At 37.9% G+C, this 17948-nt stretch carries 15 protein-coding genes and 1 tRNA gene; 9 read left to right on the top strand and 7 right to left on the bottom strand.

Translation table 11 applies throughout. The features are described 5' to 3' along the window. The first annotated feature begins 464 nt into the window (after window positions 1-464). The 3 genes from argB (at window position 465) to lepA (ending at window position 5565) form a co-directional block, all read left to right on the top strand. On the top strand, window positions 465-1370 hold the full coding sequence (argB, locus tag ACFIKO_RS00430) for an acetylglutamate kinase (RefSeq protein ID WP_375673040.1): 906 nt from the start codon (window positions 465-467) through the stop codon (window positions 1368-1370). A 32-nt stretch (window positions 1371-1402) separates the two neighbouring features. After that, a complete protein-coding gene (locus ACFIKO_RS00425; RefSeq protein ID WP_375673039.1) occupies window positions 1403-2296 on the top strand; it encodes a DMT family transporter in 894 nt (297 codons plus the stop codon). 1463 nt (window positions 2297-3759) lie between these two features. Further along, window positions 3760-5565, top strand: a complete 1806-nt coding sequence (gene lepA / locus ACFIKO_RS00420; RefSeq protein WP_375619306.1) for a translation elongation factor 4 — start codon at window positions 3760-3762, stop codon at window positions 5563-5565. A 168-nt stretch (window positions 5566-5733) separates the two neighbouring features. Here lepA and ACFIKO_RS00415 read toward each other — a convergent pair whose 3' ends face one another. Then, window positions 5734-5880, bottom strand: coding sequence for a hypothetical protein (locus tag ACFIKO_RS00415; RefSeq protein ID WP_375673038.1), 147 nt, complete (start codon window positions 5878-5880; stop codon window positions 5734-5736). Window positions 5881-6021: 141 nt separating this feature from the next. Then, window positions 6022-6870, bottom strand: coding sequence for a 2,3,4,5-tetrahydropyridine-2,6-dicarboxylate N-succinyltransferase (gene dapD / locus ACFIKO_RS00410; protein WP_375619245.1), 849 nt, complete (start codon window positions 6868-6870; stop codon window positions 6022-6024). Window positions 6871-6976: 106 nt separating this feature from the next. On the opposite strand from dapD, the gene ACFIKO_RS00405 reads away from it, so the two are divergent. After that, window positions 6977-7840, top strand: a complete 864-nt coding sequence (locus ACFIKO_RS00405) for an LOG family protein (RefSeq protein ID WP_375673037.1) — start codon at window positions 6977-6979, stop codon at window positions 7838-7840. Between the two features lie 32 nt (window positions 7841-7872). Here ACFIKO_RS00405 and truA read toward each other — a convergent pair whose 3' ends face one another. Genes truA through def form a run of 3 tightly spaced genes read right to left on the bottom strand, consistent with a single transcriptional unit; the run spans window position 7873 to window position 10083 of the window. Then, a complete protein-coding gene (gene truA, locus ACFIKO_RS00400) occupies window positions 7873-8616 on the bottom strand; it encodes a tRNA pseudouridine(38-40) synthase TruA (RefSeq protein ID WP_375619247.1) in 744 nt (247 codons plus the stop codon). Window position 8617: 1 nt separating this feature from the next. Further along, window positions 8618-9547 (bottom strand): methionyl-tRNA formyltransferase, encoded by a 930-nt coding sequence (fmt, locus tag ACFIKO_RS00395; RefSeq protein ID WP_375619248.1) that lies wholly within the window; start codon window positions 9545-9547, stop codon window positions 8618-8620. Further along, window positions 9547-10083 (bottom strand): peptide deformylase, encoded by a 537-nt coding sequence (gene def, locus ACFIKO_RS00390; protein ID WP_375673036.1) that lies wholly within the window; start codon window positions 10081-10083, stop codon window positions 9547-9549. Before def ends, fmt begins: the two co-directional genes overlap by 1 nt. 90 nt (window positions 10084-10173) lie before the next feature. Here def and ACFIKO_RS00385 point away from each other — a divergent pair, with 90 nt between their 5' ends. Together ACFIKO_RS00385 and ACFIKO_RS00380 are read left to right on the top strand one after the other, a co-directional pair. Beyond that, on the top strand, window positions 10174-11355 hold the full coding sequence (locus tag ACFIKO_RS00385; RefSeq protein ID WP_375619250.1) for a DNA recombination protein RmuC: 1182 nt from the start codon (window positions 10174-10176) through the stop codon (window positions 11353-11355). A 111-nt stretch (window positions 11356-11466) separates the two neighbouring features. Beyond that, complete coding sequence (locus ACFIKO_RS00380; RefSeq protein WP_375619251.1) at window positions 11467-12051, top strand: hypothetical protein; 585 nt, start codon at window positions 11467-11469, stop codon at window positions 12049-12051. A 1201-nt stretch (window positions 12052-13252) separates the two neighbouring features. Here ACFIKO_RS00380 and ACFIKO_RS00375 read toward each other — a convergent pair. Both ACFIKO_RS00375 and ACFIKO_RS00370 read right to left on the bottom strand, forming a co-directional pair. Further along, a tRNA-Ala gene (locus ACFIKO_RS00375) sits at window positions 13253-13328 on the bottom strand. Between the two features lie 116 nt (window positions 13329-13444). Further along, on the bottom strand, window positions 13445-13825 hold the full coding sequence (locus tag ACFIKO_RS00370) for a TIGR02300 family protein (protein WP_012754501.1): 381 nt from the start codon (window positions 13823-13825) through the stop codon (window positions 13445-13447). Between the two features lie 187 nt (window positions 13826-14012). Here ACFIKO_RS00370 and aroA point away from each other — a divergent pair, with 187 nt between their 5' ends. From aroA to rpsA, 3 genes are all read left to right on the top strand, one after another. Continuing rightward, window positions 14013-15341, top strand: a complete 1329-nt coding sequence (aroA, locus tag ACFIKO_RS00365) for a 3-phosphoshikimate 1-carboxyvinyltransferase (protein ID WP_375619252.1) — start codon at window positions 14013-14015, stop codon at window positions 15339-15341. Further along, window positions 15338-15985, top strand: coding sequence for a (d)CMP kinase (gene cmk / locus ACFIKO_RS00360; protein ID WP_375619253.1), 648 nt, complete (start codon window positions 15338-15340; stop codon window positions 15983-15985). Before aroA ends, cmk begins: the two co-directional genes overlap by 4 nt. A 132-nt stretch (window positions 15986-16117) precedes the next feature. Then, the gene (gene rpsA / locus ACFIKO_RS00355) at window positions 16118-17818 is read left to right on the top strand and encodes a 30S ribosomal protein S1 (protein ID WP_026500132.1); all 1701 of its coding nucleotides are present in this window, start codon (window positions 16118-16120) and stop codon (window positions 17816-17818) included. Window positions 17819-17948: the final 130 nt, after the last annotated feature.

Genomic DNA, 17948 nt, shown 5'->3' with positions numbered 1-17948 from the left:
AGTAGCTAAATAAGCTATTAGACAATCCATCTTTTTGAAATAAAATATCAATTCCTCATAACCAATTTTATTTTTGGCATTTTTGATAGTCTTAAAAATTTCTTGGATAAGGTTACAGTGCTAAGTCAATCTACTTCTTATCTTGGTGATCTGTTAATTTTATTATTATAAGAAAATTTTGTTTTTACCTTACAAAATCAATGGTTGTATATATTCTTATTCATTGTTAAGTATCCATAAGCGTAAACTAACGAGTCGAATGTACGGCATAACTTTAAAATTTTTTCAGAACTTTGCTTTTCAATTTTATACATAAAATCATAAAATAATAACGTTTTGTACGCCTGTTTTGTTTAATTTTTCGCTGTCAATTTTTTGAGGAAGTTGTTTTCTTATTTCATTTCGTTATTACTTTTCCTAAATTCCACTAAGAGATGGTAAAAAGTGATGAGGAGGCTCTATTAATGGATGATGCTAAAAACGGTGCTGTAGATGTTTTAGAAAAACAAGCAGCATTTTTATCGTCTGCTTTACCATATATGCAAAAATACGAAAATGAAACGGTTGTGGTAAAATATGGTGGTCATGCTATGGGTAATCCTGCCTTGGGGCGAGCGTTTGCGCGTGATATTGCTCTATTAAAGCAATCGGGGATTAACCCTGTTGTTGTTCATGGTGGAGGACCTCAAATTGCTGAAATTTTGATGAAAATGGGGATTGAATCACGATTTGAAAACGGTTTACGGGTAACCGACGAGCGGATCGTTGAAGTCGTTGAAATGGTTTTGGCCGGTTCCATAAACAAAGAAATTGTTGCTCTCATCAATGCAGAGGGTGAATGGGCAATAGGATTATGTGGCAAGGACGGCAATATGGTTTTTGCCGAAAAGGCTTATAAAACTGTCATTGATCCTGATTCGAATATTGAACGTGTTTTAGATTTGGGATTTGTTGGTGAGCCTATTGAAGTTGATCGCACATTGCTGGATCTTTTAGCATGTTCTGAAATGATACCAGTTCTTGCTCCTGTGGCTCCAGGACGCGATGGAAAAACCTATAATATTAATGCTGATATTTTTGCTGGGGCTATTGCTGGTGCATTAGAGGCTAAACGCCTTTTATTTCTTACTGATGTTCCTGGTGTTTTGGATAAACAGGGCCAACTTTTAAAAGAATTGACAGTTTTTGAAGCAGAGAAACTTATCAAAAATGGGACAATTTCAGGAGGCATGATTCCAAAAGTAGAGACTTGTATAAAAGCCCTTCAAAATGGTGTGGAAGGTGTTGTCATTTTAAATGGTAAAACTCCTCATTCTGTTTTACTAGAACTGTTTACCGAACAGGGAGTTGGAACGCTTATTGTTTCATAAATTGTGCGGAAAATTGGAGGAGAAAGTCTTTCATGACAAATATAAAACAGCTTAAATATCCTTTATTAAGTAAGCCAGAATTGGCAATATTTGCTGCAACAATATTGTGGGGTATTACATTTTTAGTCATTCATATTGCGGTACGCTATAGTGGTCCCCTGTTTTTTGTTGGATTTCGTTTTATTGTTGCATCTCTTATATGTGGGGCAATTTTTTGGCGCTCTATAAAAGGTATAACGGTTTATGAAGTTTTCGCTGGGATGGCGATTGGTTTAGCCATGTTTTTAGGTTATGCTTTTCAAGCAGCTGGACTTCAAACGATTATTAGTAGTCAGTCGGCTTTTATTACAGCGCTTTATGTACCGATGGTTCCAATCTTGCAATGGATTGTTTTTAAAAAACCTCCCCGTTTTGCTTGTTGGGTTGGTATTGTTTTCGCTTTTATTGGGCTTGTTCTTGTTTCAGGACAAAAGCCGGGGAATTTTGATTTTTCAAAAGGCGAAATTTTGACTTTGTTAGGCGCTTTAGCGATTGCTGGAGAAGTCATACTCATCGGAATTTTTGCCAATAAGGTTGATAGTCGGCGTGTGACCATTATCCAGTTATTTTTTAGTGGTTTTTTTTCATTTTCTTGTATGCCTTTGATGGGTGAAAGCATTCCTGAATTTTCGTGGGTATGGTTTAGTATTGGCATCGGATTGGCATTAATGAGTGCCATCATTCAATTGGCTATGAATTGGGCACAAAAGTCTATTTCCCCTACACGTGCAACACTCATTTACGCAGGTGAACCTGTATGGGCTGGTATTGTTGGGCGTTTGGCTGGAGAGCATTTATCCCCGTTAGCATTATTAGGTGGCTTGCTTATTCTGATTGGGATCATTGTGGCTGAAGTACAACCTTCACAATGGCGTAAAAAAAAATAAAGCAATTGAAAAAATTGATTAGCTATGCACCTTTTCTGTTATAATTTTATTACATGAGATTTTTGCTTGCAAAGTTTTCATTTTTGAGGCTTTTTTTAATATGAAGAAAAGGAGGCTTTATAAGTTATTTCAGCTTTTGTATGGCAAATTGGAGCAATAATATTTATCTGTCTGCTTAACCTCTGAAACGGGAAGTCAACCTTCATTGAGTTAAAGCATGAAGTGGTAAAGACAAAAAACAACTCTCATCTTTACTGTTATTGTTAAATTTAGCTTTACAATTTTCAAAAACATCCATGGTAATTTTTTTGAACAATAGAAATTACGCACCGTTGCACGTTATTCCTTTTGTTATTTCATGGGATCACGCTTTTCACGTAAAATAGAACACCTAAAGCAGCCTCCCATAATGTTGTATATTAACGTGTTTTTTTAAAAGACAATTTTCTTAATATACATCATATTCATTAACGGTTCGCGTGAAGTATAGAAAAACCACAGAGCATCTTAAAATAGAAGGCACTAGCATTTTCTTTGCCAGTTCTCAATATTACGACAGCCTTTGGCATTTGAAAGAGAGAGGCATGTTTACTCATTTCTTAAACGTTTTTATCCATACACTAGTCCTGTTTTATAATGGAGAAGCAAAAAATTTGATTGATTCATTATGAGAAGATTTAAAATGAGAGAGTCTCGCAATATTCAGAGTTTTCATTTAAATTGCAAAACAATAAACGATCATTATAAATCAATGTGTTATCCAATGAATCGAAGAGGATTGGTGTTTTTTATCTTTAATGGATGGAGGAAGAAGTTGTATAAAAATTACATAAAAATATCACTCAATAGAGCATATTTCTAAAGTTTTAAAAATTGAGAAGAAACGCCCTCGATATTCATGTTATTTTATATAAGATTGCTAAAAAAAGCAGGTTATTGCGTATAAATAAAAAAGTATTTCTTGCGAATTTTATTGTAAGCCTAAATGATATAAACGCCCATCATATAAATATTATAACACATTGATTTATAATGATAATATAGAATCATTTACATTGAATTAGAACTCTGAATACCGTAAAACTTTCTCACTTCAAATCGTTTTCATGTTAAATCAATCCAAATCTACTTGCTTACACGTCACAAGAAGGTGGGCCATGTGGGTAAAAACTGTACAAGAAAGCCATATCTCTTATAAACTCTTTCAAGTGTAAAGGATTATCGCAACATTTGAGGCTGGCAAAATGTGTTATGGTACCGGTTTATCCAGCATATGAGTCATAAAATAAGATGTGAAAATATCATTTTAGCACCTTTGGATTTAATTTAGCAAATAAAAGCCTCATTTTTTAGGTTATGAAAAGTTGTATTTTGAGAAGCTTTTTAGGTTTATATTCTTTTGATAGAAGCCGGAGCATAATTGGTCTTTGCGTTTTGTATTATTCTTTGCTAAATCGCCTTATATGACAATAGATCGTAATTATATTCGTAATTTTTCCATCGTGGCGCATATTGATCACGGTAAATCCACTTTAGCTGATCGTTTGATTCAAATAACAGGTGGGCTTGATACACGTGAGATGAAAGAACAAGTACTCGATTCCATGGATATTGAGCGTGAACGTGGAATTACTATTAAAGCACAAACGGTACGTTTACACTATAAGGCAAAGAATGGTGAAACCTATATTTTAAATCTTATGGATACACCTGGTCATGTGGATTTTGCTTATGAGGTTTCGCGTTCATTGGCAGCTTGTGAAGGTTCTCTGTTGGTGGTGGATGCAAGCCAAGGTGTAGAGGCGCAGACGTTAGCAAATGTTTATCAAGCAATTGATAATTCCCATGAATTGGTTGTTGTGCTCAATAAAGTTGATCTTCCAGCAGCAGAACCTGAGCGTGTTAAAGAACAAATTGAAGATGTGATAGGCATTGATACATCTCAAGCAGTAGAAATATCAGCAAAAACAGGTTTGGGTGTTCCTGATGTTTTGGAGGCAATTGTTACACAATTACCACCTCCACATACAGGCGATGTTGCAAATCCCTTGAAAGCAATGTTGGTTGATAGCTGGTATGATGCATATCTTGGTGTCATTGTTTTGGTACGGGTGATAGATGGTACTTTAAAAAAAGGCCAAACCATTCGTATGATGGGTACAGGAGCAAAATACCCAGTTGAGCGCGTTGGGGTGTTTACACCTAAAATGGTACAGGTTGATGAGTTAGGACCAGGCGAGATTGGTTTTATCACTGCCTCTATCAAAGAAGTAGCAGATACACGGGTTGGTGATACGATTACAGAAGAGCGCCGTCCTTGTGAAAATGCTTTGCCTGGTTTTAAGCCGGCGCAACCAGTTGTGTTTTGTGGTCTTTTTCCAATTGATGCTGCCGATTTTGATGATTTGCGTGCAGCCATGGGCAAATTACGCTTAAATGATGCGAGTTTTTCTTTTGAAATGGAAACATCCGCGGCTTTGGGATTTGGTTTTCGCTGTGGCTTTTTGGGACTTCTTCATCTTGAAATTATTCAAGAGCGGTTAGAGCGTGAGTTTAATTTGGATTTAATCGCGACAGCACCTTCGGTTGTTTATCGCATGAATATGAATGATGGTTCTGTTAAAGAGTTGCACAATCCAGCGGATATGCCTGATGTGGTTAAAATTTCTTCAATCGAAGAACCATGGATTCGGGCGACAATCATGACTCCTGATAATTATCTTGGGTCAATTTTAGAACTATGCCAAGAACGGCGGGGGATACAGGCTGGTTTGTCCTATGTTGGAACCCGTGCTATGGTAACGTATGATTTACCACTGAATGAAGTTGTTTTTGATTTTTATGATCGGCTAAAATCAATCTCAAAGGGTTATGCTTCTTTTGATTATCAGATGGCAGATTATGCAGAAGGGGATTTAGTTAAAATGTCTATTTTGGTAAATGGAGAGTCTATAGATGCATTGTCTATGCTTGTGCACCGCACGATTGCAGAAAAGCGCGGACGTTCCATGTGTGAAAAACTGAAAGATCTTATTCCCCAGCATATGTTTCAGATTCCAGTTCAAGCGGCTATTGGTGGTAAAGTTATAGCGCGCGAAACAATTCGTGCTTTGCGTAAAGATGTAACAGCGAAATGTTACGGGGGTGATGTCACGCGTAAGCGCAAACTTTTGGAAAAGCAAAAAGAAGGCAAAAAGCGGATGCGCCAATTTGGAAAAGTAGAAATTCCACAATCGGCATTTATTCAAGCGCTCAAAATGAACAAATAATGAAAAAAGGAGTACTGTCTCTCATTGATTGCGCTTTTGCTTTTGTTGATTGGTTCAGGTGCTTAAAGAACACTTTTAAATAGAATTGCGCTGTGCTTCATGTTTTTGTGTATTGCGTAATGGTGTCATGCTTCTCACGTAAAACAGAATGCTTTAAACGAAATACATTTATGTTGTATATTGGTGTGCTTGTTTTAGTGAATCATCACTCAATGCATCAAATTCCATTTCACAATAGGGGCTATGAAAAATATAAAGTAACATACACTGTGAATGATATAAAATCCATTTGGCATCACCGTCTTTACGCGTCATAAAGGTGCAAAGCGCACCTATCATACTCTTTTTAAGCTCAAAATATTATGACAGTCCTTATCACTTGAGAGAATTCTTGTATTCGAGGTTATTATTTAAGTAAAAAAAACGATGAAATATTATTATGAATTAATATTGTGTTTAAGAACGTAAAAGATCATTAATGGATGTTTTTTCTCGTGTTTTTTGATCAACGCGTTTTACAATAACGGCACAATAAAGGCTTGGTCCTGCTTCACCATTTGGTAAAGGTTTTCTAGGGAAAGAACCTGGCACAACCACTGAATAGGCAGGTACCTCACCGATAAAAATTTCACCTGTTGTACGATCAATAATCTTTGTAGATTTTCCAATAAAGACGCCCATTCCCAAAACAGCACCTTCACGGATAATACAGCCTTCAACAATTTCAGAGCGAGCACCGATAAAGCAATGATCTTCAATGATTGTTGGATTTGCTTGCAGTGGTTCCAAAACACCTCCAATACCAACACCGCCAGAAAGATGGACATGTTTACCAATTTGTGCACAAGAACCAACGGTGGTCCATGTATCAACCATTGTACCCTCATCGACAAAAGCACCAAGATTAACAAAGGATGGCATCAATATAACGTTGGGTGCAATGTAAGCAGAATGACGTACAATGGCTCCAGGAACGGAACGAAAATCAGCACTTTTAAAATCTGCCTCTTGCCAACCAGAGAATTTTGAAGGAACTTTATCCCACCAATGTGTTCCATTGATTCCACCAGTGATAATTTGCATAGGATTAAGTCGAAAAGAGAGCAAAACCGCTTTTTTCAACCATTGATGAACATGCCATTGTCCATTTTTTTGTCGTTCTGCAACACGGATTTCACCTTTATCAAGAAGGTTCAATGCATGTTCGACACCCTCACGGATTTCACCTTTTGTGGTAGTGTTGATGGAATCGCGATTGTCAAAAGCTTGTTCAATAATCATTTCAAGTTGTGTGAGATGGGTCATGACGAGAGTTCCGTTAAACAAGTTGAAAGCTTCAAGATTTATTCTCTATGAACTACGCGAAGAAATGTGTTCAGTCAATAAAACGATGAGGAAGTAGGATAGGTGCATGAAAAAAGGCTGTAAAGAAAAAAGAAAAGGAGAGCAAGAAAATTGGACACCACTTCTCCATACGAAGGATGCTCTACAAAAAGTACATAAAATCTCTAATTCAGCACAAATGCGTTCGTCTACTTATCGTTTAGCCTATATCGATCAAGATTTTATGATGCGTCCAGAGTTGCGCTCACAACGTATTGGTCTTGAATTTTTAAAGCCGGAAATAACCCTTAAAGAATATGATATTCAATCAACAGTTGTTTTGTTTGGTGGTGCGCGTATTCCTGAATCTGGGCAAGCAGCGTGGGCTGCAAAAAATGAAATACAAAAGAAAAATTTGCGTGCTATGTCACATTATTACGATGAAGCGAGAGAATTTGCGCGTTTGTGCTCACTTTATTCTGCTACGACAGAATATCGTGAATTTGTGGTTGTTACGGGGGGCGGACCAGGAATTATGGAAGCGGGAAATCGTGGTGCTTGTGATGTTGGTGCCCCAACGATTGGTTTGAATATTATTTTACCACATGAGCAAGAGCCTAATTCGTATGTGTCGCCGCATTTGTGTTTCAATTTTCATTATTTGGGGATGCGCAAAATGCATTTTTTAGTACGAGCGAAAGCATTAGCTATTTTTCCTGGAGGATTTGGGACTCTGGATGAATTGTTTGAGACGCTAACTTTAGTACAGACGGGGCGTATGAAACAGGTACCAATTTTATTGTTTGGCAAAGAATTTTGGAGCAATACTATCAATTTTGAGTATCTGTCTGAACAAGGTACAATTTCTCCTACTGATGTTAATTTTGTGAAATTTGTCAATACAGCAGCAGAAGCTTTTGAAGAAATTCGTTCTTTTTATAAACTGCCTTGATGATTTTTAAGACGTTCACTCTTGAAGGATAATTAATACTCTACTTTGGTTAAATAAAGACCTGAAGGAGGAGCAACAACACCACAATGTTTACGATCTTTAGCATGAAGAGCCGCTTCGAGATCTTGAGCTGTCCAACGTCCAATACCCACTTCCATGAGGCTTCCTGCGAATGAACGGATTTGATGATGAAGAAAAGAACGAGCTTGCGCATAAAGGAAAATTTCTTCACCTTCTCTTTGAACATCCAAACGGTCAAGGGTGCGAATAGGGTTTTTGGCTTGGCAATGAGCTGAACGGAAAGTGGTAAAATCATGTTTTCCTACAAGCTTTTGAGCAGCTTCATGCATGGCTTCAGCATTAAGAGGCTTTGGCAACCACCACACGCGTTTGGCATTTAAGGCTGGTGGAGAGCGACGATTAAGAATTTTAAAAAGATAATGGCGTTTTACAGCGGAAAATCGTGCATCAAAGTCATCAGGGACATTTTGTACGTTTAAGATTGAAATCGCTTCTCCCTGTTTACGTAAAAGAGCATTGAGCGCATCACGTACAGTATGGGGATGCCAGTTTTTTATGAAATCAACATGCGCAACTTGTCCCGTAGCGTGTACGCCCGCATCGGTTCTTCCTGCTGTTGTTATAGTCAATTGTTGTCCACTAAAGGAAAAGATTACTTGTTCAAGAGCTCCTTGTACAGTGTGAAGTTTTGCTTGACGCTGCCAACCAGCATAATTTGAACCATCATATTCAAGAGTGAGTTTAAAACGTGGCATCTTAAAAAACAGCAGAAATATGAGCACCTCGCAAAAAGGTTGCGCTATCAAGGATTTTACCACCCGATCTTTGGAGAGAGGTTATTTCTATCCGCCCTTGTCCACAATGGACAATCAAAGAATCTGGTTCGATCCGTCCAATTTCAAGAGAAGGACCTGTTGTTAAGCGACTATCAAGAATTTTTACACGTTCTTCTCGTCCCCCAATATTCATATTGCACCAGCAACCAGGAGAAGAAGAGAGCGCACGGATATGCCTATGAATAAACTCTGCAGGTTTTGTCCAATCAATGCGGGTCTCTTCCTTTTTGATTTTGGCAGCATAGGTGATGCCTGTCTCTGATTGTGGGGTCAGTTTAAGTTGTCCTTTTTCAAGAGTTGATAGGGTTTCTATCATAAGTTCTGCGCCAATATGTGAAAGTTTGTTTAAAAGCTCAGTAGTGGTGGTGTTATCAGTAATGGGGATGGAGCGAGAAAGAGCGATGGGTCCCGTATCAAGTCCTTCATCCATTTTCATGATCATAATACCTGTTTCTTTATCACCAGCCATAATTGCTCGTTGAACAGGTGCAGCACCACGCCAACGTGGTAAGAGTGAAGCGTGGGCATTAAAACAACCAAAACGCGGTGTTTCGAGAATAGCTTTGGGTAAAAGGAGTCCGTAAGCTACCACAATAGCAACATCAACAGAAAGTGCTGCAAATTGCTCCTGTTGTTCGATTGTTTTGAGTGTTTGTGGCGTAAAGATAGGAATAGATTTCTCTTTTGCTACATTGTGAACAGGTGAAGGGATTAATTTAAGTCCTCGACGTCCTGCTGGGCGAGGGGGTTGACTATAAACAGCAACAACATCATGACCTGCATCCAATAAAGCATGTAAAATAGGAACAGAAAAATCTGGTGTTCCCATAAAACTTAATCGTAAAGCCATTACAAAACTGCTTCCTGCATGTTTTTTTCTTTTGCGCGTTTTTTAAATTTTCGTATCACCATATCGCGTTTGATCTTTGAAATGTAATCAATAAAAAGGCGCCCATCTAAATGATCAATTTCATGTTGCAAACAAGTTGCCAAGAGATCGTCTGCTTCAATTTCTGTTTGTTTTCCTTCACGGTTCTGATAGCGAACACGAAGGCGTTTAGGACGTTCAACTTCTGCAAAATAGTCAGGAATAGAAAGACAACCTTCTTTATAAATATTACGCTCATCTGAAAGCCATAAAATTTCAGGGTTGATAATAACAAATGGTTTTTTCTGCTCATCTTCAGAATTTCCAGAGACATCTATAACCAATATACGTAGCGGTATACCAATTTGAATAGCAGCAAGACCAACGCCCTTAGCATTATACATGGTTTCCAACATATCATCCGCAAGTTTTTGGAGAGCTAAATCGACCTGGTCAACGGGTTTGGACACTTCCCGTAAAATCGGATCAGGTAAAGTAACTAAAGATCTCATTGGCATAAGTAGAGATTAATCAATGGTTTGTTATTGGTCAATATTGAATAACGGATTCTTGCGTTTTTTTACAATAAGAGCGTTATATTACAATTTATGTTTGATTCGTTTTTTTCCATACTCACTGGTGAGTTTTTTTCTAAGCTAATGCTTTTGCTTTTATTTTTACTTGTCTGTTTGGCATTTTTTATGTTGGTACATTCTCATCGAAAAAAAGCATTTTTGGAAAATGAAATTGCTGAACGCGCACGGGAGGCACAAATGCAGATGGCTACCTTGCTGAGAACACAAGCTGAAATGCAAGGCAGAATGCAAACGATGGCGGAAATTTTTGGTCAACGGCAGGCTGAATTGAATAAATCACTTAGTGAGCAACTCAATGGGATGACAACAAGCTTAGGCCAAACACTTCAGGTACAGACCAAATCCACTTATGAAAATTTGAATCGTTTGCAAGAGCGTTTAGCAGTAATTGATGCGGCACAAAATAATATTCAATCGCTTACGGGACAAGTTGTTCAGTTGCAGTCCATTTTAAGCAATAAGCAGACACGTGGTACTTTCGGTCAGGGGCGGATGGAAGCAATTATTGCCGATGCCTTACCAACAAATGCTTATGCTTTTCAGGCTGTTCTTTCCAATGGAAAGCGCCCAGATTGTCTCATTCATATGCCCAATAAAGCCCCTTCTCTTGTTGTTGATGCTAAATTCCCTCTGGAGGCTTGGAATGCTATGCGTAAGGCAGAATCAGCGCAAGAGCGTCAAGAGGCAGAACGCCAATTTCGTACCGATATGGAGGTCCATATTCGTGATATTGCACAAAAATATTTGATTCCTGGAGAAACCCATGACACTGCTTTCCTTTTTGTGCCATCTGAATCGATTTTTGCAACAATTTATGAGGACTTTGAAGCACTGGTACAAAAATCCAATAGAGCCCATGTGATTATTGTTTCACCATCTTTGTTGATGCTCTCTGTCCAAGTGGTACAAACCATTATGAAAGATGCACGTATGCGTGAACAAGCGCATTTAATTCAATCAGAAGTAGCAAAATTGATGGAAGATTTTGGACGAATGGATACGCGTGTTCGTGCGTTACAGAAGCACTTTCACAAAGCAGGTGAAGATATAGAGGGAATTTTGATATCGTCCTCCAAAATTATGAAACGAGCAAATCGCATTGAAACTGTCGAATTAAAAGAGAATCACTCCGAACCAACAAAAATGACAACATTATCTCAGTCGCAAACATTGCGTTTTGCTGATGAGGAATAAAGCAAAGCAAGCTTCTTAAATATCACAAGTCAGATCATGTTCTTTATTGATTGGTAATACTTTTTTAGTACCTCTATCTTGTTTTATTTCTTAAACGAGAGGAATAGGAATATGCGACACCTTTTGTTTTTAGGGGCACTGGTGTTTCTGCTAGATGGGTGTGCAACAACCACTCCCATACACACAAACAACGCTTGTGCTATTTTGGCACAAAAAAATGGTTTTTTTGACAATTGGGGTAAGGCTTCTAAACGTGCAGAACTGCGCTATGGGATTCCTATGCCTATTATTCTTGCAACCATTAATATGGAATCGAGCTTTCGTCACAATGCACGTCCTCCACGTAAAAAACTACTTGGTTTTATTCCATGGAAGCGTCAATCGACAGCCTATGGTTATTCTCAAGCGCTTGATAGTACATGGGCAATGTATCTTCGCTCTACGGGCAGATCTTTTGCATGGCGTACGAATTTTGCAGATTCTGCTGATTTTATTGCTTGGTACCATCGCCAAAGTGTTCAACGCAATGGAGTGAGATTTGATGATGCATATAGCCTTTATTTAAATTATCATATGGGACATGGTGCTTATGCGCGTGGCGGGCGTGTCTCTGCTGCACTTTCACAGGCAGCACAGCGCATGGCAAGGATATCTAGGCTCTATGAACAGCAATTAAAGAGATGTGGATGGCGTTAGGGAAGATTTTTGAAAATCTCAATTAGGGAATTTTTGCGGTAAAATTATTTGAGAGCCAAATTTCTTATGGCGTGGTAAAACTGTATCGTTTTTCCGATTGTCAAATGAAATAAATTGTTATTTTTTAGAATAAACCAAAGAGACAGAAAGCTTTTGCAATACACAATATATTTGAGTGCACTCTCGATATTTTTACCTCCTTTGTTTAAAAAATTTACAATGGAAACTGTCTCCTATTTGGCTCTGGTATTTCGCACAGGTCTAAGTAACAGAGATTATTAAAGAAAAATTTTAAAATTTAATCTCATTTTTTATTTTCATTATGCGTATTACTGGCTGATTATTACATGAATATTTTCTTTGTTAACGTATAAAATAGCAATCAAAAAAAATGCAATTCGAGCATCATATTAAAGTAAGAATCTCGAATGGCGTAGGGTTTTATCATTTCAGATCTCTTGAGGTTAAATCAATAAAAACAATTGGCTTGCACATAACAAGCGTAATTGGCATGTGGATAAAAACTGTGAAAGAAAAGACTAAAAATGTTTTTTATGAACATTCTCAAAAGTAAGAATTATCGGCAACATTGGGAATTAGCACATATAATGATGGCGCCACTTTGCTTTTACAACTCAACCTTGCTTGTGACGGGCAAGGAAACAAAATTAATTGATTCAATATGTTATTTAAACGTGAATATACCTTAGTATTGAGCAGGTAGATGCTACCCAAGGTGGGCAATTTTTTAATTGGCAGGACATCTGATCAGGCTAAAAATACTCGAAAAAAGTTCTGATTCACAATAATTGAGAAGTATATTTTAATATTTTATTCTCTCATCTTCGTTTAGATACTTCGTACCTTTTAAAAAGATATCGATAGCCAACATTATTATGATTTTGTGGAAATATTGTGATAAAGGGAATTCAAATTTTGTCCTTTAAAACAAGACGTAAGTTAAACAGATCATTTTCTGTATTTGTGCAAAGCATAAAAATTATCTACTTTCACGGTTACGACAGTAAAATTTTATAATCCAACAAATGATTAAAAATGTGTTATAATATCATTAAAATGCAAGGAACAGGCGCTATTTGAATGATGATTTAATAGCACATAAATCTTTTAAATTGATGCACAGATTCTCTATTATAATTGATACTATAATTAATTCCCTTGATAGAATATCTGGTCCTTTTGGTGGAGCTAAGCGGGATCGAACCGCTGACCTCTTGCATGCCATGCAAGCGCTCTCCCAGCTGAGCTATAGCCCCTATAAAAACAAATTTTTCCAAAAGGAAAGTATACAATTTCAGCTTTTTAGAACGATCAAAATTGAAGATCAAGAAGAATTTACATTCAATGGAAAAGATATCCTCTTTCACTTCTCTTAAGCATCGTCATCATTAGAAACACCGCCTCCGAGAATATCAGTAACGTCATCATCTTCATCGTCATCATCATGAGATAAAAATGTATCATCGTCATCACCGAGATCTACATCACTATCTTCTAAATCAGGAAGATCGTCATCTTTAGAATCCTCATCATCCTCTTCAAGAAGCATAAAAGCAGATTTTTCAAGTGCTGTATCAAGCTCTTCAGCATCAACGTCTTCCTCATTGTTCGCTTCAGCTGCTGCAACTTCAAAGTAAGAACGCGGATAAGAAATTCCTGTATAGGGCGACACAATAGGATCGCGATTTAGATCGTAAAATTTTTTTCCTGTTTCTGGATCAACACGTTTAGTTCCAAGTTCTTGTTTTGCCATAAACCGTGCCTCTTTGATTAACTATTATTCCATTAAAAGATAAATTTTATGGTGCTTAATCGAAAAATAATGCCTTTGTCAAAGATAAATACACTGTTCCACAGTGATTTTTTCATGACGTCTTTTAAAGCATGTGCTAAAGGATGCACAATTTCATAAAAGTTAGATAGAATTAAATAGAATTTCCATGCAAAAAGCAATCCCTATAACCACCTATAAATCGAGTAGTCTCTCTGGAAAAATTAAAATACCAGGAGATAAATCAATCTCTCATCGCTCTCTTATATTGGGAGGATTAGCAAGTGGTGAGACACATATTCATGGATTACTTGAAAGCGCTGATGTACTCAATACAGCTGCTGCTATGCAAGCTATGGGTGCCTGTATTATTAAAAAAGATGACTTCTGGACCATACGAGGAACAGGGAATGGTTGCCTTTTAGCTGCACAAAAACCTTTAGACTTTGGAAACGCTGGAACGGGTGCTCGTTTGGTTATGGGAATGGTTGGTCCATATCATATGAAAACAACCTTTATTGGTGATGCTTCTCTCTCTAAACGTCCAATGGGACGTATCCTTGATCCGCTGCGTCTCATGGGGGTTGAAATTGAAGCAACGCACGACGATCACCTTCCTTTAACGCTTTATGGTCCGAAAATGGCTAATCCGATTCGTTACCGTGTTCCAATAGCTTCCTCCCAAATTAAATCAGCAGTCTTGCTTGCTGGACTCAATACCGCCGGCATTACAACTGTTATTGAACCAGTTCTAACACGAGATCATACGGAAAAAATGTTAAAAGCATTCGGTGCACAACTTGAAATAGAAAAAGATAATGAAGGTGCGCATTTGATTCATCTGAACGGTCAACCCCATCTTACTGGGCAAACGATTCATATTCCGGGTGATCCTTCTTCTGCTGCTTTTCTAATTATTGCAGCCCTTCTTGTAGAAGACTCTGATATCACCATTGAAAATGTTTTGATAAATAACTCTCGAATAGGACTTATCGAAACATTGTGGGAAATGGGTGCTCAAATTGAATTTTTGAACCGACGTCAAACAGGTGGAGAGGATGTTGCTGATCTACGGATAAAATCATCGGTTCTTAGAGGCGTTATGGTGCCCAAAGAACGTGCTCCATCGATGATTGATGAATATCCTGCTTTGGCAGTAGCAGCAGCCTTTGCAGAAGGCAAAACAGTGATGTTAGGAATTGAAGAATTGCGTGTAAAAGAATCAGATCGACTGTCTGCTGTTGCTCAAGGACTCGAAATTAATTGCGTAGACTGTGAAGAAGGTCAAGATTTTCTTATTGTTTATGGGAAAGGTTCTGCCAAAGGTTTGGGTGGTGGACATGTCTCCACACATCTTGATCATCGAATTGCTATGTGTTTTCTCATTTTTGGGCTTGTATCAGAAAAACCTGTTACCATTGATGATAAACGAATGATCGCTACGAGCTTTCCAGAATTTATTCCTTTTATAAAACAACTTGGGGGGAAAATCGCTTGAAGCCTTTTGTTATTGCCATTGATGGACCTGCAGCCTCAGGCAAAGGAACCTTAGCACGCAAAATTGCTGCACATTATCGTCTTCGCCATCTTGATACTGGTCTTACTTATCGTAGTGTTGCTCATACGCTTTTACAACAAAATTTAGCTCTTAATGATGAAAAAAATGCTATTATTTATGCTAAAGAACTTGATTTTAATACTTTAAATCCTTCCCTTCTTTCTTCTCATGAACTTGGTGAAGCGGCTTCAAAAATAGCGATTAACCCTGCTGTACGCAAAATTCTTGTCGAAAAACAACGCAACTTTGCTAAAGTTTTGCCTGGCTGTGTGCTTGATGGACGTGATATCGGAACTATTGTTTGTCCTGATGCCGATATTAAGTTTTATGTTCTAGCCAATGTTCAAACGCGCGCCAAACGTCGCTACCAGGAGATTTTAAAAAAAGGTGTTCAAGCAAATTATCATGAAATCCTAGCTCAACTTGAACAGCGCGACAGTCGCGATATAATGCGCAAACAAAGTCCACTAAAACCAGCAAAAAACACCCACTTGCTTGATACGTCAGAATTGAGTATAGAAGCAACATTTGAAATTGCATGTAGTTTTATTGATCCAATCATAAAAATGCATATAATTGGATAAATTCGTTAAGGTGACTTCCAGCCTAGCGCTAACTTTTTTTCCTTTATTCAAGGAGAAAGGCAGGGAGTTGCTTATGTTAACACTAACCTAGCGCTCATACCTTATAACACAAGGTATATATTAGGAGTTCTTATGTCACAATACAATCCCACAACAGCGGATTTTGAAGCCCTTTTAACAGAATCTTTTCAAACCAATGATCTTAATGAAGGATCTGTTGTTAAAGGTCGTGTTATTGCAATCGAAAAAGACATGGCCATTATTGATGCTGGTCTTAAAGTCGAAGGACGTATTCCTCTCAAAGAATTTGGAGCTAAAGCAAAAGACGGTTCTTTGCAAGTTGGCGATGAAGTTGAAGTTTACATTGAACGCATTGAAAATGCGATGGGTGAAGCTGTTTTATCGCGTGAAAAAGCACGGCGCGAAGAAAGTTGGGTCCGTTTGGAGGAAAAATTCAATGCTGGTGCACGCGTTGATGGAGTGATCTTTAGCCAAGTAAAAGGTGGTTTTACAGTCGATCTTGATGGTGCCGTTGCTTTCTTGCCGCGCAGCCAAGTTGATATTCGTCCCATTCGTGATGTTTCACCTCTCATGCATAATTCTCAGTCCTTTGAAATTTTGAAGATGGATCGTCGTCGTGGCAATATTGTGGTTTCACGTCGTACTGTTTTAGAAGAAAGTCGCGCCGAGCAACGTTCAGAAATTGTACAAAATCTTGAAGAAAACCAAATTGTTGAAGGTGTAGTGAAAAATATCACAGATTATGGTGCCTTTGTTGATCTTGGTGGGATTGATGGTCTCTTGCACGTTACAGATATGGCATGGCGGCGTGTTAACCACCCATCTGAAGTCCTCACAATTGGTCAAACGATTAAAGTTCAGATTATTCGCATCAATCAAGATACACACCGTATTTCTCTTGGAATGAAACAGCTTGAAAGTGATCCTTGGGAAAGTATCAGTGTTCGGTATCCGATTGGTAAAAAAATTACGGGTGCTGTCACCAACATTACTGATTACGGTGGTTTTGTTGAAATTGAGCCAGGAATCGAAGGGCTGATCCATGTTTCTGAAATGAGCTGGACGAAGAAAAATGTTCATCCTGGAAAAATTCTGTCTACATCACAAGAAGTAGAAGTGGTTGTTCTTGAGATTGATCCTTCTAAACGGCGTATTTCTCTTGGCTTAAAGCAAACATTTGAAAATCCATGGGAAGCTTTTGCCAATAAATTTCCTGTCAATTCGCAAATTGAAGGAGAGGTTAAAAATAAAACAGAATTTGGTCTGTTTATTGGGCTTGAAGGCGATGTTGACGGTATGGTTCATTTGTCTGATCTTGATTGGAACCGTCCTGGTGAACAAGTCATTGATACTTACAATAAAGGCGATATCGTTAAAGCTGTGGTCCTTGATGTTGACATTGAAAAAGAGCGCATTTCTCTTGGAATTAAGCAGCTTTCCAGCGATAAAGTTGGAGAAGCAGCGGCTTCTGGCGAATTGCGAAAAGGTGCTGTTGTAACATGCGAAGTGATTGCTGTTAACGACAATGACATTGGTGTAAAATTGATTGACCACAACCTTGAGACAACCATTCGGCGTGCTGATCTCGCGCGTGATCGTGATGAGCAACGTCCTGAGCGTTTCGCAATTGGGCAAAAGGTTGATGCTCGCATCACAGCATTTGATAAAAAAACACGTAAAATTTCAGTATCGATTAAAGCTTTAGAAATTGCAGAGGAAAAAGAAGCTGTTGCACAATATGGTTCTACAGACTCGGGTGCTTCTCTTGGTGATATTCTTGGTGCTGCTTTAAAAAAACAAGAACAAGATTAATCATCAATCATTAAAGCTTACGGTGTTATTAAGGTCACTCATTTTAGGGTGACCTTTTTATTTTCTAAAAAATTGTCTGCTTATTTTCTAATTATTGCGTAAAAAATTATAAATGCTTGCAACTAAAAAC

Origin of the sequence: Bartonella sp. TS82HLJMH (assembly GCF_042193495.1) — a bacterium.
Lineage (GTDB): Bacteria > Pseudomonadota > Alphaproteobacteria > Rhizobiales > Rhizobiaceae > Bartonella > Bartonella grahamii.
Note: the sequence above shows the minus strand (reverse complement) of the source record. Positions and strands in the feature narration are given on the sequence as shown.